Here is a 20,723-nt window from a genome sequence, read left to right as displayed (position 1 = left end):
CTTCTGCCGGATGCATAGTTATATATATCCCATTTTTCGGAAAAGGGGTGGGTCGCTTCTAAAAAAAAATTTAAAGGTGGTCCGGGGTTTCCAGAATAGCAGCCAGCAACGCCAGAGAAATACCGGCATGCCGGTAAAAATATTCCCGGATATAGCGTGTGGCAAGGGTCATATGCTCTTTAACAGTATGCTTGGAAATACCCAGTTCATTGGCTGTTTCTTCGTAGGTTCTACCGTCTTCGCGGCATAACTGATATACGCGTTTACGCTGGGGGGGCAAATTATCTACTGCTTTATTTAACAACTCCTGGTAGGCTTTCCATTGCACCTGTAATTCGGCACTCCCGCTATTGGCATTAGCTGAAAGTTGTAACATTACCTGGTCGCGAAGCTGCTGGTCTACAGCGATCTTCTTCCAGCGTTTGAATATATTATTACGGGCAATACGGTACAGGTAGGCTGTAAAGGATAAGGAAGGATTAATACGCGCCCTGACCTCCCATATTTTAAGAAAAACATCCTGCACAACATCTTCTGCCAGGGCAGGGATTTTTACCATACCCAACGCATAATTATACAGAGCGGAATAATAACGTGCATATATCTCCCTGAAGGCAGCGACGTTACCCTGTTGTAAAAGCACTAAAGTTCCTTTCTCATCCCCCTGATGCATCATGCAATATTGATCCGGAGATAAAGATAGTAACTCCTGATAATAAAAAGTGGATACAAAAGTACTTTTAAGATACCCGCTTTTACTGTATACAGGAATGCTAAATTTGCTGTAATTTTCGGGTATGAACGGAACTTCAATTCAATCGGACATACGGTACTGGCTCAGACAGGGTAACATGGTGAATAACCTGTTGTTCTGGAATATTATCATCTTCCTGGTAATTAACCTGGTACGCCTGATAGGGTACCTGGCGCAGCTTCCCGGCCTGTTTCCCGTTTATGTGTATGATCAGATCACCTTACATTCCCAGTTATCCCAATTTATTACCAAACCCTGGGGACTGTTTACCTACATGTTTAGCCACGTAGGCATCTTTCATATCTTTTTTAACATGCTGAATCTTTACTGGTTTGGCAATCTGTTCCGCTCTTTTCTGGGCAACCGCAGGATCCTTCCCCTATATCTGCTGGGAGGTATTACCGGTGGTTTGCTGTATATGCTTTGTTATAATCTATTTCTGCCTCAGCCAGTGGATGGCACCATGCTGGGCGCTTCTGCGGCTGTTATGTGTATACTGGTAGCAACAGCCACACTAATGCCCAACTATGAAATCGGCCTGCTGTTTTTTGGTGGTATCCGCTTGAAATGGATTGCGATTGCCTTGATTGTATTGGGGCTGATATCCATTCCCGATGGCAACCTGGGAGGTATTATTGCGCATATGGGAGGTGCTTTAATGGGCTTCTGTTATATTAAAATACTGCAAAGCGGTACGGACCTCTGTCATCCCCTGATCCGTTTTTTTGAAATGATCAGCAATATCGGTACCCGTAAAAGCCAACCCGAACGCAAGTTTAAACCTAAGAAATCACCCTTGAAAGTAGTCAGGAACAACGATGAAAATCCGCAATCAAAACTGGACCTGCTCCTGGACAAAATAAATGAAAAGGGCTATAACAGCCTTAGCAATGAGGAAAAAGCCTGGCTGGACAAGGTCAGCAAGGAAAGATGAGCAATTAGTCCTTAACTTTGTGACCAATGAAAACATTTGAAGTTCCGGTTATATATCGTAGTCCGCTGATCAGTGCTATTAAAAACAGCCGCAAGCAGCAGGACCGTATGAAAAAAGATTTTACGCCTACCACCCTGGATTTTGGCCCATTGAAGATTTTGCTGGCCCGGCATTTTGGATTTTGCTATGGTGTGGAAAATGCGATTGAAATAGCTTTTAAAACGGTAGAGGAAAATCCCGGCAAAAGAATATTCCTGCTCAGTGAAATGATTCATAATCCACATGTAAACAATGATCTCCTGCAAAGGGGTGTTCAGTTTATTATGGATACCAGCGGAAAACAACTGGTACCCTGGGAAAGCCTGAATGAAACAGATATCGTCATCATCCCGGCTTTTGGTACTACGCTGGAAATTGAATCCCAGCTGTCCTCCCTCGGAATTGAGCCCTTGAAATATAATACTACCTGCCCCTTCGTGGAAAGGGTATGGAATAAAGCCGAGCAGATAGGCAAAAAGGACTATACGGTTATTGTTCATGGCAAACCCAACCATGAAGAAACCAGGGCAACCTTTTCGCACAGCCGCTTTAATACCGCTACCATAGTGGTAAAGGACATGTCTGAAGCCCTGCAGCTGGCCACCTTTATTACCGGTGAAAAACCAGCAGCTGCATTTGACCAGTATTTTAAGGGACAATATTCCCCCGGATTTGATGTGGAAAAAGACCTGCAACGGGTAGGGGTCGTGAATCAAACTACCATGCTGGCAACAGAAACACAAGCCATTGCAGATTATATCCGTCAGGTAATGATGGAAAAATACCAATTAACAGAAAACAACATAGGAGAAAGGTTTGCCGATACCCGTGACACGCTGTGTTATGCTACCAATGATAACCAAAGTGCGGTAACCGGTATGCTGCAGGTACCTGCCGACATGGCCATCGTAGTAGGCGGCTATAACAGCTCCAATACTTCCCATCTGGTAGAACTGTGCGAAGAAAAACTTCCTACCTACTTTATTTCTGCAGAAGATAAGCTGCTGAATGCGGAAGAGCTGCTGCACTGGGACTTTCATCATAAACAGGAACTGCATAGCCGGAAGTTCCTGCCAGTTAAGGACCAGGTTACCATTTTACTTACCAGCGGCGCCTCCTGCCCCGATGCAGTGGTGGAAGGTGTAATCAGAAAGCTACTCTCCTTTTACGGGATTGAGGACAAGGCAGATGCGCTTACGGCTACTTTCGCCAATACTTAACACATTGCTTTTAAATACCTTACGCAAAAAAGACACCAGAAGGTGTCTTTTTTCTTTGGGGCTAATCAACATAGTAATGCAGAGAAAAAAATCTTTATATCGCGTTAATTTTCAAATCGTAATCAAAAATACCCTTTCTGGAAAGCTGATGCAACTGCTATTTATTATCCGGTAGGTTATTCCCAATAAGTGGTATTAAAATGGCTAAATCTGGAATCAAAACTGCATCGCCTTTTTTAAGAAATCGGCTTTGCGTCTTCTGGACACCTCTACCTGCGTACCATCGCTCATAAGTGCAAAACCACCTTCTCCCTGAATATAAGATTGCATCTGTTGCAAATTGATCAAATGGGAGTTATGCACCCGGAAAAAATCCACGTCTGTCAACAGCTCCTCAAACTCTTTTAATGGCCTGGACACCATCAGGTGTTTCTTGTCTGTAAAAAATATTTTGGTGTAATTACCGGTAGATTCGCAACGGACGATCTTCTGTACGGGCATAAATACCAATCCATTGATTGTAGGCAGGGCTATCTTTTTATGTGTTTGCTGGAGGGTTTTCATGTTTTGCATGAATATCTCCAAAGGGGAAACAGTATGGTCTTTCAGCCTGGTCTGTTGTTTTTCCTTTACTTTTTCCAGGGCGTCCTGCAGCTCTTTTATGCTGAAGGGTTTCAACAGGTAATCGAGTGCATTGAACTTGATTGCTTTTAAGGCATACTGTTCATAGGCTGTTGTAAAGATCACTTCAAAATTCACCTTGTCATACATTTTCAGCAACTCAAACCCGTTCTGATGGGGCATTTCCACATCAAGAAATACCAGATCCGGCTGAAGCTCGTCTACCAGATCTTTGGCTTCCTGCACACTTTTCACACCTGCCAGTACCGTAACTTCCGGGCACTTCTTTTGTAACATGGTCTGCAGGGCTTCAATGCAGTGTTGCTCATCATCGACAATGATGGCTTTGATTTCACTCATGCGTTTGTAGGTTTTTTAGAATATAAATTCCACAGGTAAAACGATGACCACCTTAGTACCTGCTGGCTCCCCTGCAGGATCTTCGAGGTCTGTTATCGTTACATGTGCGTCTTTGGTATTATTCATTCTTCTGATCAAATCTATCCTGCCTTCAGTCACCTTCATGCCCATTGAATTGTGGGGTAGCCCTTTCCGTGCCTTGATTTCCATCGCTTTTTTGCGTCCTATACCATTATCTGTGACAGTACAGCTCATTGTTTTACCATTCACCGCCACCCGGATCGTCAATATGCCCTGCCCTGACTGATGCACCAATCCATGCCAGATCGCATTTTCCACATATGGCTGGATAATCATAGGTGGCAGCAAGACTTCTTCCTCATTAATATCTCCTTCCAGGGAAATCTCGTACTCAAAAATACCATTACAACGTAATTTTTCAAGGTCCAGGTAAAGCTGTAAGGATTCCAGTTCTTTATTCAACGAGATAAAAGTATGCTGGGTATTATCCAGGATCATCCGCATCAGCTTAGAAAACTTGGTCAGGTAATCTGATGCTTCTTCCTGGTTATTACTCCATATATACCGGTGAATAGAGCTAAGGGAATTAAATATAAAATGCGGATTCATCTGGGAACGCAGCGACCTTAATTCCAACTGCAGCGTGTGTTTTTTAGCCCGCAGGTTACGGTGACGTATGTAATAGAAGCCTCCTACTATTAACATCAGCAGAAACCCCGTAAGCGAAAATATAAACACCGCATTTCGCTTGGTCCGCATCTCGTTGATCTGCTTATCATGCTCCAGCAGCCGGATCTGGTTGTCTTTTCTGTCTACTTCATAAATGGCCTGCATCTGTGCCAGTGCCATGGTAGACTTTTCGTCCAGGATACTATCTTTATAGACCAGTGATTTGTCCATGGCTGCCAGCGACTTTTCAAACTCACCACTGGATTTATAATTGGCCGCCAGTGCTTTATAAGCCTCCATCAACATATACTTAAACCCCCAGAACTGGCTTACTTCTATTGATTTCTGCAGGTAGCGGTGTGCCTCGTCGTGCTTTTTCTCCAATTCCAGTAGCTTCCCGATACTCAGATAACTTTCTGCCACATGTACTTTATCATCCACCTGATCATTTACCTCCAGCGCTTTTTGCAGGTATTCCATAGCCGTAGGGTAGTCCTTTTTGTCCTGGTAAGCTGCCCCCAGCGCATTATAACATATCGCAATACCTATGATCCTTTTCGCCTTTTGATTCCAGGCCAGGGAGCGCTTGAAAAACTCAATGGCCAGATCTGTCTTTTTTAACCCCTGGTAAGCATATCCAATATTACCCAGATTAATCGCTACTCCCAGATCGTTTTTACTATCTTCCTCCAGCTGTAGCGCCTTAGTAAAATGGCGGAGCGCATCTTCGTACTTCTCTGTTGTCAGCTGAATATTACCGATGCTGTTGGTAGCTACACAAATATTACGGATGTCATTGATTTTTTCGGCCACCTGCAATGCCCTGAAATGGTAATCAAAGCCCTCCTCCAGCTTATCCATACGCCTGCAGTCTACCCCCGCATTGTTAAGGGAAAAGCTGATCAGCTGATCATCTTTTGTTTCTTCTGCGTACTTGATTGCCTTTTCGTGGTAATCCAGTGCCAGGATGTATTGGGACTTATTTCTTTTAGAGATGCCTATTTCATTGTATGCCGTTGCCAGCCCGTGGCTATCTTTCAGGCGCAATCCCAGGGCAATGGCCTCCTGAAAAAAGGGATTCTCTATTTTCCGGGAGTCAAAAAAGCGGCTCATCGTTTTACCTTTGGCCACTAAGAGGCTCACTTTGCTGGTATCATTCGATAACCTTCTCACAGAATCCAGGGTACTGTATACCCGGGCAGAATCCTGGGCAGAGATTTCCCGGCTAATCCCTAAAAGCAAGGCCAATAAAAAACATACACCTATTCTAGACATGGATCAGCTGCGTAATAACACAAGATAAATATTTTTCCTGGTGAAATGTCAGCCGGCCACTGGTTGCCACCTATAATCTTTCTCCGGTTCCACAAATAGCGAAAGGGCGAAAGAATTCGCCCCTTCTTCCTATTAACCGAATACACCTACTGAAAATATGAAAGTCAGTTGGCAAGCCAACCTATTCCACATTAAACTTTCTGCCTGCAGCAAGCAGAAGGACTTGCCGAAAGCTACTTATATGATAAGTACTAAATTTCTAAACGGTTAATAGCAAAGGGTCTTTGGGATATAGTTAGGATAAATTTTTTCCTAAAAAATCGCACTGTATACTTCCATATACATTTACAACAGCTCCAATCTGCCAGTTATTCATTTGCGCAAAACCACTCACCACCGTAAACTGACGGTAATACACAAGACCAAAAGCATAGCTTTTCAGGATGGATAAGGTTGGAAATTATTAAACGCGTGTGTTGATACAGGTTGAAATAACAATGCAAACACAAAGGTTGTACAGGAAATTCGGCAGGATCTGGTAATTATTACGGAGACGTTCTCCCCTTCGTTCGGGTGAACAAAGCAAATGTATAAAACACTTTTAATAAAAGGAAAAAAAGTTTTAAGAAGTATGGGCCATAATGGCGTCTTCTACCCACTGCATGACCAACTCAAGCTGATCCCCCATGCTTAACTGACTGTTATCCAGTATTATAGCATCCTCCGCTTTACGCAAAGGGCTTATTTCACGGTTAGCATCAATATAATCCCTTAACTCCAGATTTTCCTTTACTTCTTCTATAGTAACGTGCTTGTTTTTAGCATACAGCTCTTTGAAACGCCGTTCTACCCGGATAGCTGGCTCTGCAGTCATAAATATCTTTAACTCAGCCTGGGGAAATACTACGGTCCCTATGTCCCGGCCATCCATCACCAGCCCCTTTTTATTCCCCATTTGCTGCTGCTGGGCTACTGCAAACTCACGCACTTCTTTTACCGCTGCTACCTCACTTACCTTTTCTGCTACAATCATTTCCCGGATAAAGTGTTCCACATTTTCACCATTCAGATACATTTCTGACTGCCCCGTAACCGGATTCGGGTTAAATTCCAATGTTACATTTTTCAGTGCAGCTTTCACCGCTTTTGTATCTGCCCAATCTACCCTGTTTTGGATAAAGTATAACGTGATAGCACGATACATGGCTCCACTGTCAATATACACATATCCCAGCTGTTTGGCCAGTTGTTTAGCCAATGTACTCTTGCCACAGGAAGAGTAACCATCTATCGTGATTATAATTTTCTTCAAAATCCCAGCGTTTTCAATAATGCAGCAAGCCTACGTGAAAGATGGTACAAAATTGAAGTAATTATAGGAAAAAAGCAAATCAATGATCTATCACTATTACCTTACAACGGTAGCCTATTACCTGGGTAGCTTTATGATACATTACCAGGAAATAAGTACCTGCAGGCATATTCCTGATCTCTACTTCGCCATTGGTTAAAATCTCCTGCTGACGTACTACCTGTCCCCAAACGTCCGTGATCTGCAGTAACATAGGCGTACGTATACCATGCATGCGTACTTTAAACTGGCCTGCATTGGGATTAGGATATACATCTATCTGTATCATAGGAGGTACCGCCCTGATGGTAGTATAAACATATTTTCCATTACGGGAAACGGCCTTAATCCGGTAGTAACTCCATCCATCATAACTATTGGCATCCCTGAACTCGTAATTCAGCAAAATATTGCTATTCCCATTTACAGCAAGCGTGGGTATAGTGGCAATCCTTGTAAAGTCCTCCTCATTATCCAGCTTACGTTCTATTTCAAATTGCAGGTTATTAAATTCTTTTATAGTGCTCCATTCCAGCTGTACAAAGTATACGGATATACGATAAGCATCAAACCGCATAAATGTTGCCGGTGGCCTGTCAGACAGCACATTGGTTGTTTTGGCAAAAAATTCGTTTGTACCCAACCCGGAGGTAATCGTACGTGTTTGCATCGTTGCCGGCTGCAGCGCACTGCCGGTAGATAAGGTACCTGGAACAGGTTTAGTGCCTGTGGTATCCTCCAGGTTCCAGGAATTATCTATAAAACGCGTAATAAAACTTCGTTCCCTGTTGGCCGCATACGTGGGTGATTCAGCAGCATCTATGTGTTGCAAGGTAATAGCTGCTTCCCCATCAGTATTTTGCACACGCCCTATATTCCAGGTTTTGTATACAAAGCTGTCTGCTATGATAGCCCCACTTACCGCCTCCCGGTATACCTGATCAAATACCCTTACTTTAAAATCATCCGGCGCACCTTTTTGTGCGATCGCCACAGGTGTATAATGCTGCAAGGCAGTGCCAACGGGAAAAACAACATTGCCGCTGGCCCCGGTTAATTGCGCCCGGTAAAGGTACCCACCGGCCGGGCCGGTGCCGGTTACTACAAATCGCTGATCACTATACCCGGTAATAGTACCCGGGTCATGATCCCCTACTTCCAGGTTCCATCCATTTAGAAAAATATGCCCGCTGCTGAAATGCAAGTGGTGTATAATTTTCAGGTCATTCAGGTCATCCAGTAATATCCCCGCTGCATTATTCACTTCCAGATTAGGAAAGCTGGCACCCGTTTTACTAGCCACATTATAACCACCGGCTAATAACTGCTGCCCTACTGTGCCATACAAGATATTATTCCCCGTAAAACGGAACATCCCTCCCTGCCCTTCCACCGGAAGCGTAGCCCCGTTTCCGTTAATCCACCTTTTACCCATAAAATACAGGGTGGTAGCCGCGGATGAACCAAGTGTACCTTCATTGCGCATATCGCCAAAAACAGCTACATCCCCATAGCTCCATACTTTACCATCAGCAGGGATATACACCGCCTGCTGGGCAAAAACCGTATTGTTAATTAAGCTGGCTAAAAGCAATATGAATAAAAAATGTTTCAGAGGATTCTTTTTATGGGGTATTAATAATTTTCCGAGATAATATACCAGTTAGTGCCATCAGACTGGAAAGTAAAACACCGTTTAGCGTTGTTAGGAAGATTAATCGGTGAATTATCTCCATCAATATTCCCTGCTCCTGTAGATACCCTTATCGTGTTATTTGAAAACCGTTTGATATTATAAATCCTTCCTTCACAGGTATTGGGATTGGGTAAGGCAAGCGTAATAGTACCCGTATTAGCCACAACAAGGGTATAATCATTCACATCAACATTCACTGTACCATTACCTGTTACAGTCCTTATTGGTAACGACAAACTACCGTTCACATCCAGTTTAGCAACAGGATTACTGGTACCTATTCCTACATTACCCCCGCTTTTTAAGAACAACCTAAAATCACCATCAGGCAGTACGTTAGATTCCACAAAATTCAACCCTCCTCCTAATATGTTCCAATGCCATTTGGGAGTACCGGCAGCATCTTCAAACGCAAGAATATCATTCCCATTAGCCCGTATAGTAAATGGATGACTGTTAAATGGTGATGCCCCATTGACCAGTGCAGTAACATTCCCGGGAGCCCCTACTCCGGTTCTGAATTGAATCACCTCTATGCCATTCGTCTTAATGGTAAAAGGAACATCATTAGAGGTACCCAGAAAATTAGCAGCGGTGGCATTGGTATTTCCATTTAATGCCCATCCTTCTACTATATCTGTTTTATTTTCCCATTGCGGTTTGCCGGCTGCAGTAGTTGTAAGTACCTGATTGGGGCCTCCATCCGCCAGTTTGGCCAGGGTAACATTACTGTTGAGGAGCTTGGTAGTAGTGATACTATTAGCAGCAATAGTGGTAACACCAGTATTGCTGACACCTACATCTCCGGTCAGGGCAACAGGCTGGGCCACATTGGCCGCATCTCCCACCCATATCCTGCCATTGTTTAAGGTATTACCTAAAAAAGTGCTCTTGTCTATCCAGGCAACAGTTCCCGTACCATTGGTAGAAAGCAGTTTATTATTACCACCACTTATTAATTTGACAGCATCCAGTGAAGGAATATCTGCTGCCACCAGCGACCGGAAAGCCGGGGTATTATCCGCCCCTGTAGCCGGGCCTGCAAAAACAGTATTGGCCGGCTTATTTACCAGGGAAGCAGTAAGTACACCACTGGAAGTAACAGTAGCAGTAGTAATATTAAAAATAGCAGCCGGCAAGGACAGACCAACGGAAGTAACACCATTGGCACCATCCAGCACTTTTTGCCAGTTACCGTTCTTTCTGATGTAAATGCATTTTTCCGGGACGTAGTAAATCAGCATACCATCTGGTGCAGTATTCAGTGGCGTTACAGTATAATCACTCACACGGGGTAACCATAATCCCTGTTTGTCACTATTCAATTCAAGTAATGCCGACTTTTCCAGCACTGCCGGTGCATTACCCAGCTTGAGCTGCTGACCATGCAACACGGCAGATGACAATATACCTATCCAGAGCAGGCAGCTGCCCGCAATAAATTTCAAAGCTTTCATATATCACGATTGGATAATCAGGAGAAAATATAAATGCCGGTAACAGGATCGGGTATACGGGATACTGTTACCGGTAACATTTTATTTCTTGATAATGTACCAGTTAGTACCATCACTTTGAATGGTAATAAAAGTCCAATCATTGAATATTTTATAATCAGTACCTCCTTCAATCATGGCACCACCACCATTGATCGTGATCTGTTTATCAATATCACCTGTACCTATTTTCTTAATAGTATACATTCTTCCGGTAACGGGTGCAGGCAGATTCAGCACTACAGCGGCAGTAGTTGCATCTGCCAGTACGGTATTGTCCTTATCAGTAATGGTGTAGGGCGACTGAGCGCTGGTAATGGTTTTGATAGCCATGGCTACAGAGCCGGTTACCTGTAAAGTAGAGTTAGCAGCTGTTACACCTCCCACCGCTACATTATTCACGAAACTCTTATCCCCAGCAAAGGACTGTGCCGTTTTTGACACCACCCCTCTGGCTTCTGCACCAGCTGCACCGGTGGCATCGGGTAAATTAAAATTCACTGTTTTAGTAGCTCCGTTAGCCATGATATTAAAGTCGGTCCCTGTAGTAGCCGTAACAAATGCTACATCAGTACCGCTGGTAACATCCGTTGCCGCAGGGCCAGCCTGGATTTTCTGTACGGCAGTTTCCAGTGCTTCCATATTCACCGCGCGTTTTTCAATTTCATTTGTACCATTTTGGACTAATACCTGGTAAGGAGTACCTGGCGCAGGAGCCGCTGCAGTAGCTACGGAACCAAGCTTTACGATATCCTTAAATGTTTTTACACCAGCAAATTCCTGTGCACCGGTAGTAACAATACCATTCTCTGTAGCAGATGCCGCCACCAGCCGCATTTCATATTTCTGCGTTACCGTATTAAAACTTACTGCAGCACCTTTTACGGCTTCTGTGCCGGCAGCTGTAATAAGGTCACCAATGGTAAATCCATTACCATTGGTAAGGTTCTGCAGCTTATCCCAATCGCTCTTCTGGAAGAAACCATAGGTTTTGGTGCCGGTACCATCCATTACAGGCGCATTAATGGTAATCTTCCCGGTAGCAACATCCTCCGTGATGTTAAAGGTTTGATTGGTGGTGTTGGCCGCTGCGCTTACATTGGCAAGTAAGCTGTTAAATGCCGACACTGGTAGTTCTCGCTTTACAATAGTACCATCTGTCTGAATGATCAATACTTCACGGATGCTATTGTCCGTTATAGCAGCTACCTGCTTCAGTGCTACATTCCCGCCGGTAGTGACTCTGATGGCTTCCGTACCGTCTCTGCGGATAGAAAGATCCACATTATCTGCTGTACCGATATAGTCATTAACAGGGTCTGTCCCTGAATTACCTTTTAATGACCAGTTGGCTAATGCGCTGGAAGCACTGGCAATTTTTACCCAGTTGCCTCCCTGGCGCAGATACAAGCCACTGTTGGCAGGAGTAGCATCCTGCAAGTATACGATCATACCGTCTACTGCAGCAGCGCCTATAGCGGCATTGATACCAGTAAAACTGGTCAGGCGGGGCAGTAATAACCCCTGTTTGTCGGCTTCGAGTTCCAGGATAGCGGATTTCTGTATAGTGGCCGGATTTTTACCCACTTTTAACTGGGCATGAGCGTTTGAACTTACCAGCACAATAATGGCCAGTACAAGCATGCGGAATGCTGTCCGTAGAGTTGTTGTCATAGGATGAGATAAATGAATAAATAAGTAATCAGGTGCTTAGGGATATTCGACTAACGGTGTAATGATATAGGATAGATACCAGCTTAGTATTAACGAAATAGTGCATTCGTTAACGGCTATCAGATAACTAATTAGAACACAAAACTGGTTTATTTCATCCAATACAAAAATCACATTATTATACCATTTTTTAATATATATATGCGTAGGCAAGTGTATTTCCTACTTTTACTAACTTGTTGATTAAGTGCACTTAAGATTTTTGACCTTTTAATATTTGTTCTCACAATGATAAAAAAGGGAGCAGAAATGGCAATTGTGGTTAACATCTTCATGCTATAAACGTATCATATAAGTATATGGTTTTTGAGGTGTGCTCTGATAAACGACATAAAAAATCCCTGACCGGAATGGCCAGGGATTTTTGTATCCTTTCCTACATTTATCAGGTCATTTTAAAGTATCTCACCGGGATACATTCTTTACTTGATCGTTACAGGGAAAGTATAAGTACTGAGCGCTGTAGGTTCCATGGAATACGCTGGAGGCAAGGGCTTAAAGTTAGCCTCCAGATACATAACCAGCCAATTAGGAGCCTTCATAGGATCCGTATATCCCAATACCCGATAGGCATCTGGTAATTCATTAGGTGGACTACTCGGAGTGATAGCAAATGTTTTCAGACATGCCACTGCTCCATTAGCCGTATAGTTGTTTACAGATTCACTAAATAAATACTGGCCATTCTTTTCAAAGGCAACACTAAAATGGGTCCGCTCATTTTCATAATAAGTATTTGTAGTTATTGGCCAGGAAAAAATAAGTTTTATATATGTATAATTGATTCCGTTATAGCTGGAATGTGTTCTTTCAAAATCTCCCATCAAGCTGGATGCCTGATGCCGTATCACATAAGTCCCCCCCTCATCTATTACATTGGCAGTAGCTTCCCCTTTATTTCCCAGTGCGTCCTGTATAACTACTTTTAGCGTACCAGCAGCCATAGAAGTTGCATCAAAAGTATGCCCTATGGAAGCGCCATAGGAAACCGGCTTATTAATTGCGAGAAATGATGGCACAAGCAGTGCAGACCCTGTTACCGTAATATTCACGGAAGAGGAAAAGCCCCAGTAACTAAAATTTACAACGACTGCATTCTGAACAGAGGATGCAAAACCTGAAAGCCCAACTGAACGGATGACTGAAGTATCCTGATTAAGCAAGGAAGCCCCGGTTTTCAGGGTTTGATCAATAACAGCTGCTAATTCCTTCTTCTCAACAGGGCTAGCTAATTCTTTACTACATCCCTGTATGAGGAAGGCGGCAGACAATAAAAAAAGCATGGAAATCGAATAAATGGCTCGCCGGAGCACATTGTTGCATGTGATCATAGGGTTTGTTTTATGATTAAAAATGGGTAAACAATACAGCTTTTATATAAGGGAGCCTTATTTGTGCCTGATCAACATCTAGCTGGGTATTACAAATAGGGAAATAAGGATATTCCGGGCTACAGGAAATACAGTTCATTCGGATAGATAATATGGGAAAACAAAAAAGGATTGATTAAAAAGCCAGGATGCTTACCATCACTCACTTTCCAATCAATCCCTTTATTAAAAACAGTTTATTAAATACTTACACTTCTGATTTCTCCGGCAAATTGCTTTTAGACTGGTTTTTCAGTGTAAAGAACAATTTCTGGTTTTCTTTATCCAGGTCGGCGATCAATACATCCCCATTGTGGATATTCATGTTCAGGATTTCCTCCGCCAAAGGATCTTCCAGGTATTTCTGGATAGCCCTGTGTAATGGTCTTGCCCCAAACTGCTGATCGTATCCTTTATCTGCCAGGAATCCTTTAGCTTCTTCCGTCAGCTCCAGGCTAAAGCCCAGGTTTTGCAAACGTTTCAGCACACTCTTCATGGTGATATCGATGATGGTATAGATGTGTTCCTTGCTCAGAGAATTGAAGATGATCACATCGTCAATACGGTTCAGGAACTCTGGAGAGAAGGTCCGTTTCAGTGCTTTTTCGATCACTGCTTTTGTATTCTCTTCCTCTGTTACTGCTTTAGCAGCGGTGGTAAAACCTACACCAGCACCAAAGTCTTTCAACTGACGGGCACCAATGTTAGAGGTCATAATGATGAGGGTATTTTTAAAGTCTACCTTCCGGCCTAAACCATCGGTAAGAATACCATCATCCAGTACCTGCAACATCAGGTTATAAATGTCCGGGTGTGCTTTTTCGATTTCATCCAGCAGGATTACGGAGTATGGTTTACGGCGCACCTTTTCGGTCAGCTGCCCACCTTCTTCATATCCCACATAGCCCGGAGGCGCACCGATCAGTCTGCTCACAGAGAATTTCTCCATGTATTCACTCATATCGATACGGATCAATGCATCGTCTGAATCGAACATATAGCGGGCCAGTGCTTTTGCCAACTCTGTTTTACCTACCCCGGTTGGTCCGAGGAAAATAAATGTACCGATTGGTTTTTTAGGATCTTTCAATCCTACACGGTTACGCTGTATAGCTTTGGTTACTTTGATAATTGCATCATCTTGTCCAACTACGGCCCCTTTCAGGTCTTCACCCATGCGGCGTAATTTTTCAGTTTCTGCCTGCACCATCCGTTTCACCGGAATACCGGTCATCATACTCACTACTTCCGCAATAGCTTCCTCATCGATGGGATAGCGTTTGTGTTTCACTTCTTCTTCCCAAACGGCTTTCGCACGTTCCAGGTCTTCACCCAGTTTCTTTTCGGTATCGCGTAAAGCAGCCGCTTCTTCGAAACGCTGGCTTTTCACCACTTTATTTTTTTCCTGCTTGATATCTTCAATCTGTTTTTCCAGATCCAGGATATTTTGCGGTACGTTGATGTTTTTGAGGTGTACCCTTGCACCTACTTCGTCCAGTACGTCTATCGCCTTGTCGGGCAGCAAACGGTCTGTCATGTAGCGGTCGCTCAGTTTAACACATGCCTCAATAGCATCATCGGTGTAACTTACGTTATGATATTCTTCATAACGCGGTTTGATGTTATTCAGAATCTGAATAGTTTCTTCCACTGTTGGCGGATCCACGATCACCTTTTGAAAACGGCGATCCAGTGCACCATCTTTTTCAATGTACATGCGGTATTCATCCAATGTGGAAGCCCCGATGCATTGCAGTTCTCCTCTTGCCAATGCAGGTTTAAAGATATTGGAAGCATCCAGTGAACCGGAAGCGCCACCTGCACCTACAATGGTATGAATTTCATCGATGAACAGGATCACATCCCGGTTCTTTTCGAGTTCATTCATGATGGCCTTCATCCTTTCTTCAAACTGGCCACGGTATTTTGTCCCAGCTACCAGTGCTGCCAGATCCAGGCTCACTACGCGCTTATCAAAAAGCACGCGGGATACCTTCCGCTGCACAATGCGCAGGGCCAGGCCCTCCACAATAGCTGTTTTACCCACACCGGGTTCACCAATAAGAATCGGATTGTTCTTTTTGCGGCGGGAAAGGATCTGCGACACACGTTCGATTTCCTTTTCACGGCCCACAATAGGATCCAGGCTGCCACTTTCGGCCAGCTTTGTAATATCTCTACCAAAGTTGTCCAATACCGGAGTTTTGGATTTGGTATTTGTTTGCTTGGCTTTGGATGCGTAACTTTTTCTTTCGTCCTCAAATTCTTCCTCTCCGGGGTCATCGAAATCTGCTTTAGGATCAGCAGATTTTACAAAGCCTAATTCGTTTTTAAAAGTATCGTAGTCCACGTCAAATTGTTGTAAGATTTGTGTACAAACGTTTTCTTTATTCTTCAGGATCGATAGCATCAAATGCTCCGTTTCGACTGTAGGGCTTTTTAGTGCTTTTGCTTCCAGTACGGTAACACGGATCACTTTTTCTGCTTGTCTCGTTAGCGGAAGGCTGTTGATGTTGGCGATGTTTTTTCCCGTTTTATCTTTAACGGCCAACTCAACTTCTTTGCGCAGTTCGTAGAGGTCTACGTTCAGCGCTTGCAGAATTTTTACTGCCGTTCCCTCTCCCTCCCGGATGATGCCCAGCAGCAGATGTTCTGTGCCAATGAAGTCATTTCCCAAGCGTAAAGCCTCCTCCCTGCTAAATGAAATGATCTCCTTTACTTGCGGTGAAAAATTCTGGTCCATTGTTAGATTATTAAATTATTAAAACCCTTACGGGGGCTTGCTTATACAATATTAGCAAATAAATCTGATTTACTTTTTATCCTAACACTTTAATAGTATAAGATTTACTTTTGCTTTCCTAGAGAGGCGATCTTCTAAAATACTTACGTAGAAAGAACGTGTGCTGTTCGGTTATCCGGAAGATATTTTATAGGAGGGTTTCCCTATTCAATCTGGTTTATTGTACTAAATATATAAAACAAACATTCATTTACATGAAATTCAAAATTGATACCAAAGAAAAAATTGTTGTTTTTACCCCCCAGGAAACAGTTTTGGATGCTAATTTGTCAGACGCTTTTGTAGAGATAATTACCCATCTGAAGGAGCTAAAAGAGCGCAATCTCATACTGGACATGCAATTAGTAAAAGAAATGAGCCCTGAAACTGTAAAAGCCATTTTAACAGTTTACCAGCGTTTATATGACAATTCGCACTCCTGCGCCATCACCCACCTTAACAGCTCATTAACACAAATCCTTAAAGAAGCCGGCGATGATATGCTCAATATTGCCCCTACTCTTTCTGAAGCGATAGACCTGATCATGATGGAAGAGCTGGAACGTGAACTCATGCGCGACGAGGAGTAAAATATGCTTATTTTCGGGACATGTTTGCAGTAACAATTTTAGGAAACAACTCGGCTATACCTACCCCAGAAAGGCACCCCACAGCACAGGTAATTACCTGTAATGATCAGTTGCTGCTTTTGGATTGCGGGGAAGGGACCCAGTTGCAAATGACCAGATACAAGATAAAAAGAAGTAAGCTCAGGTATATTTTTATCAGCCACCTGCATGGCGACCATTATTTCGGACTTATCGGGCTGATCAACAGCCTCAGCCTGCTGGGCAGAACCGACCCGCTGACCATTTTTGCACCGCCGGAATTGAAAGCCATCCTCGATCTGCAACTACAATGTGCGGCTACTATGTTGAAGTTTGACCTCCATTTTATTCCGCTTATTACCAATACCGCCCGTATCATACTGGAAGACAATGACTTGCAGGTAAGTTGCTTCCCTACCCAACACCGTATCCCCTGCTTCGGGTTCTCCTTTTACCTGCAGAAAAGGAAACGGAAGATCATTCCTGAACAGGCCAGGGCATACGAGATCCCTGCTGCTTATTACTCAAAATTGCAGCAAGGTGCCGACTACCTCAGAAAGGACAACCTGCTGGTAAAAAATGACTGGGTAACGCTCCCCCCTCACAAGGGAAAGCGGTATGTATACTGCGCAGATACGATCTATGACCGGGGATTACTCCCCTATCTTCAGGAGGCTGATGTGGTATATCATGAAACCACCTATCTCCAGTCGCTGGAGGAAAGAGCAGCAGAACGTTTTCACAGCACCACCGTGCAGGCAGCTACACTGGCAAGGGATGCCAGCGCCAAACGATTGTTAATCGGACACTTCTCTTCCAAATACACTGAGCTGCAACCTTTTCTGGATGAATGCCAGCCCGTTTTCCCCGCTACAGAACTGGCGGAGGAAGGCACTACTTTCCTCATCTGATAAAAGCAGGCAAACACATCAGCCAATTTTACATACCACATATTTTAACTTTACTTTAGCTTTTCAATAGCAGATCAGCATAATTTTTGAACGATATGGCCACGACAAACTGAATAAATGAATGAAAAAGATCGTTTTTAGTTGTGCAGTGGTCACCATATGCTATCTGACAGCCTGCAACAACAATACACCCTCTACCTCTTCTACTACAGACAGCACCCAGCAGGTGACTGATACTACCAGCCAGGAAGCGCCTAAAGGGCTTGTATATGAAACAGGTACCCCCGACAATAAACTGTCCCTGAAAGTGAGTACAGACGGAGAAAGTGCCACTGCACCCAATCTGTCTATCATTGGTATGAAAGACGGAAAGCCTGCATTACAGGACTCTATCCGGGAATCTGACCCTGTAGCACAGGTATTTAACGGTAAGGTAGGAAAAGCAGGTACCCTGTTTTTCATCGCCACCAAATCTGGTGGCAGTGGTAGCTATGGCAACCTGTTTGGCTATCAGCCAGGGGTAAAAGGATGGAAAAAGCTCCCTGCCCTGCCTGAGCTGGAGAAAACAACCGGTGCACAGTATATGGGGCATGACACTTTTTATATCAGCCACAACTTCCTGGTACGGGAATTTCCGCTATATAAGGCGGATGACACGAACGCTACCCCTACAGGTGGCAAAATGGTCATTCAATACGATTTAAGTCCGGGATTGCAGTGGAAAGTAGCAAAACGGTAACTATCAACCGCCATACAATAGCTTAAAAATAAAAACATCCCGGAAAAAGTATTCCGGGATGTTTCATTTATAGTACGTTTACTGCTATTTGTAATTTTTCAGGAACTCCGCTATCTGGCTATATAACGGGTCAGTAACCGGCATTACAGGCAGACGGAAATTGTTTTCAATGATACCTCCCTTATGCAGGAAAGCCTTGATACCTGCCGGGTTATTTTCGGCAAACATCAGCTCAAAAGCACGTTGCAGCTTATTGTTCAGCATGCGGGCAGCCTTATAGTCATTGACCAGCGCAGCCTGTATCATAGCAGAAAGGTCTGTTGCAAAGTAGTTGGCTGCAACGGAGATTAAACCATCCATACCGCAGGCGACCTGTGGTAAAGCCAGTGCATCATCTCCACTTACCACCAGAAAATCTGCAGGCTTGTCCCTCAGGATCTCCATACACTGCAACATATCCCCGGAAGCTTCTTTCATCCCCGCAATATTTTCCACTTCATGCGCCAGGCGTAAAGTAGTTTGTGCGGTCATATTACGCCCCGTACGCGCTGGTACATTGTACAGGATAATGGGCTTGGGAGCAGCCGCTGCAATGGCTTTATAATGTTGAAATATGCCTTCCTGGGTAGGTTTACTGTAGTAAGGCGCCACACTGAGAATAGCAGCAGCTTCATCCAGCGGGCAGGTTTCCAGCCGCTTCACTACGTCACGGGTGTTATAATCACCAATGCCAATTACCACAGGGACCCGCTTCGCTACTTTTTCAAAGGTGAACTTCATCAAATCCAGCTTCTCTTCTGAAGAAAGAGTAGGAGTTTCGCCAGTAGTGCCTAAGGACACTACATAGTTAACGCCACCATCAATCACATGATTGATCAGCTTTTCCAAAGCATTCCAGTCAATGCTTTCATCTGCTTTAAAGGGTGTAACCAATGCTACACCAGTGCCTTTTAACTGTTCCAGTAACATATTTTCTACTATAAACTTCTATAAACACCCATTGACAAGGCTTTCCACCAGGTGGGGCACGTTTGTTTAAAACGTATTTAAAGCCATTTGCACACTTTTTCCGGTGGGCATCAGAAAAAGTGTGCAAATATTAGCAATTGAAACGGGATCTTTTTAATAATTTTTAGTGTTCCTCAAAAAAGCCCATACTGGAAAACTTATCGATCCTTTGTTCAATACGGGTATCAGGATCAATTTTCTTCACCTCTGCCAGGGTTTCTTTTATTTTCGCCTTCAGGATGCTGGCCATTTCATCAGGATTCACATGAGCGCCGCCCAGTGGTTCTTTGATAATCCCGTCTACCAGGCCAAACTGGCTCATGTAGTTGGAGGTGAGTTTCAGCTCATCAGCAGCCTTTTCTTTGAAATTCCAGCTGCGCCAGAGGATGGTGGAGCAGTTTTCAGGAGAGATAACGGTATACCAGCTGTTTTCAAGCATCAATACTCTGTCGCCGATACCGATGCCAAGTGCACCGCCGGAAGCGCCTTCCCCAATGATGATACAGATGACAGGCACCCGGAGTTTCACCATTTCAAACAGGTTGCGGGCAATTGCTTCCCCTTGTCCCCTTTCTTCTGCCTCCAGGCCGCAATAAGCACCTGGGGTATCAATCAGGGTAACGATAGGCTTATTGAACTTTTCCGCCAGCTTCATTAACCGCAGCGCTTTACGGTATCCTTCCGGATTAGGCATCCCGAAGTTCCGGATCTGACGCATTTTGGTATTTACTCCTTTCTGCTGGCCAATGAACATCACGGTTTCTCCGTCCAGGTCGGCAAATCCGCCTACCATGGCTTTATCATCCTTCACATTCCGGTCGCCATGCAGCTCAATAAAGCTGGAGCACATCCGCTCAATGTAGGCCAGGGTATAAGGCCTGTCTGGATGCCGGCTCAGTTGTACCCGCTGCCAACTGGTAAGGTGATCATAGATCCCCTGCCGTGTATCCGCGATCTTTTGCTCATATTCACTTACGGTAGCAGAAACATCTACGCCGGACTTTTCTCCGTTTTCCTTCAGTTTAGCCAGTTGCTCATATAAATCGGCAATGGGTTTTTCGAAATCCAGGAATTGCATAAATAGATTAAATTGGTTAAAGAACGATGTAAAGATAGGACTAGAAATTTTTTCTAA

At 43.9% G+C, this 20,723-nt stretch carries 16 protein-coding genes; 5 read left to right on the top strand and 11 right to left on the bottom strand.

The genetic code is table 11. The features are described 5' to 3' along the window. Positions 1 to 70: 70 nt before the first annotated feature. A complete protein-coding gene (locus ABR189_RS28575) occupies positions 71 to 676 on the bottom strand; it encodes an RNA polymerase sigma-70 factor (protein WP_354663940.1) in 606 nt (201 codons plus the stop codon). 121 nt (positions 677 to 797) lie between these two features. Between ABR189_RS28575 and ABR189_RS28570 the strand changes: the two genes are divergently transcribed. Then, a complete protein-coding gene (locus ABR189_RS28570) occupies positions 798 to 1,688 on the top strand; it encodes a rhomboid family intramembrane serine protease (protein WP_354663939.1) in 891 nt (296 codons plus the stop codon). Positions 1,689 to 1,714: 26 nt separating this feature from the next. Further along, positions 1,715 to 2,947 carry a 4-hydroxy-3-methylbut-2-enyl diphosphate reductase gene (locus ABR189_RS28565; protein ID WP_354663938.1) on the top strand — a complete coding sequence of 411 codons (1,233 nt, stop codon included), beginning with the start codon at positions 1,715 to 1,717 and terminating at the stop codon, positions 2,945 to 2,947. Between the two features lie 216 nt (positions 2,948 to 3,163). Here the strand turns inward: ABR189_RS28565 and ABR189_RS28560 are convergent, their stop codons facing one another. The 8 genes from ABR189_RS28560 to ABR189_RS28525 all read right to left on the bottom strand — a co-directional run bounded on the left by ABR189_RS28560 (position 3,164) and on the right by ABR189_RS28525 (position 16,283). Beyond that, the gene (locus ABR189_RS28560; protein ID WP_354663937.1) at positions 3,164 to 3,928 is read right to left on the bottom strand and encodes a LytR/AlgR family response regulator transcription factor; all 765 of its coding nucleotides are present in this window, start codon (positions 3,926 to 3,928) and stop codon (positions 3,164 to 3,166) included. Positions 3,929 to 3,943: 15 nt separating this feature from the next. After that, positions 3,944 to 5,893, bottom strand: coding sequence for a tetratricopeptide repeat-containing sensor histidine kinase (locus ABR189_RS28555; RefSeq protein ID WP_354663936.1), 1,950 nt, complete (start codon positions 5,891 to 5,893; stop codon positions 3,944 to 3,946). A gap of 622 nt (positions 5,894 to 6,515) precedes the next feature. Beyond that, entirely contained in the window at positions 6,516 to 7,205 is a 690-nt protein-coding gene (cmk, locus tag ABR189_RS28550; RefSeq protein WP_354663935.1) for a (d)CMP kinase, read from the bottom strand. A 79-nt stretch (positions 7,206 to 7,284) separates the two neighbouring features. Continuing rightward, positions 7,285 to 8,838, bottom strand: a complete 1,554-nt coding sequence (locus ABR189_RS28545) for a T9SS type A sorting domain-containing protein (protein ID WP_354663934.1) — start codon at positions 8,836 to 8,838, stop codon at positions 7,285 to 7,287. A 41-nt stretch (positions 8,839 to 8,879) separates the two neighbouring features. Beyond that, a complete protein-coding gene (locus ABR189_RS28540; RefSeq protein ID WP_354663933.1) occupies positions 8,880 to 10,397 on the bottom strand; it encodes a phage tail-like protein in 1,518 nt (505 codons plus the stop codon). Between the two features lie 81 nt (positions 10,398 to 10,478). After that, positions 10,479 to 12,110, bottom strand: coding sequence for a phage tail-like protein (locus ABR189_RS28535; protein ID WP_354663932.1), 1,632 nt, complete (start codon positions 12,108 to 12,110; stop codon positions 10,479 to 10,481). Between the two features lie 482 nt (positions 12,111 to 12,592). After that, on the bottom strand, positions 12,593 to 13,501 hold the full coding sequence (locus tag ABR189_RS28530; protein ID WP_354663931.1) for a hypothetical protein: 909 nt from the start codon (positions 13,499 to 13,501) through the stop codon (positions 12,593 to 12,595). Positions 13,502 to 13,748: 247 nt separating this feature from the next. Beyond that, positions 13,749 to 16,283 carry an ATP-dependent Clp protease ATP-binding subunit gene (locus ABR189_RS28525; protein ID WP_354663930.1) on the bottom strand — a complete coding sequence of 845 codons (2,535 nt, stop codon included), beginning with the start codon at positions 16,281 to 16,283 and terminating at the stop codon, positions 13,749 to 13,751. 254 nt (positions 16,284 to 16,537) lie between these two features. Between ABR189_RS28525 and ABR189_RS28520 the strand changes: the two genes are divergently transcribed. The 3 genes from ABR189_RS28520 to ABR189_RS28510 all read left to right on the top strand — a co-directional run bounded on the left by ABR189_RS28520 (position 16,538) and on the right by ABR189_RS28510 (position 18,580). Further along, positions 16,538 to 16,912 carry an STAS domain-containing protein gene (locus ABR189_RS28520; protein ID WP_354663929.1) on the top strand — a complete coding sequence of 125 codons (375 nt, stop codon included), beginning with the start codon at positions 16,538 to 16,540 and terminating at the stop codon, positions 16,910 to 16,912. 20 nt (positions 16,913 to 16,932) lie between these two features. After that, positions 16,933 to 17,841 (top strand): ribonuclease Z, encoded by a 909-nt coding sequence (locus ABR189_RS28515; RefSeq protein ID WP_354663928.1) that lies wholly within the window; start codon positions 16,933 to 16,935, stop codon positions 17,839 to 17,841. Positions 17,842 to 17,962: 121 nt separating this feature from the next. Then, the gene (locus ABR189_RS28510) at positions 17,963 to 18,580 is read left to right on the top strand and encodes a hypothetical protein (RefSeq protein ID WP_354663927.1); all 618 of its coding nucleotides are present in this window, start codon (positions 17,963 to 17,965) and stop codon (positions 18,578 to 18,580) included. A gap of 84 nt (positions 18,581 to 18,664) precedes the next feature. Here ABR189_RS28510 and dapA read toward each other — a convergent pair whose 3' ends face one another. Next, positions 18,665 to 19,549 (bottom strand): 4-hydroxy-tetrahydrodipicolinate synthase, encoded by an 885-nt coding sequence (gene dapA / locus ABR189_RS28505; RefSeq protein WP_354663926.1) that lies wholly within the window; start codon positions 19,547 to 19,549, stop codon positions 18,665 to 18,667. A gap of 163 nt (positions 19,550 to 19,712) precedes the next feature. Continuing rightward, positions 19,713 to 20,666, bottom strand: coding sequence for an acetyl-CoA carboxylase carboxyltransferase subunit alpha (locus tag ABR189_RS28500; RefSeq protein WP_354663925.1), 954 nt, complete (start codon positions 20,664 to 20,666; stop codon positions 19,713 to 19,715). Positions 20,667 to 20,723: the final 57 nt, after the last annotated feature.

The sequence above is a fragment of the Chitinophaga sp. H8 genome, assembly GCF_040567655.1.
GTDB lineage: Bacteria > Bacteroidota > Bacteroidia > Chitinophagales > Chitinophagaceae > Chitinophaga > Chitinophaga defluvii.
This window is presented reverse-complemented; position numbering and strand designations above follow the sequence as displayed.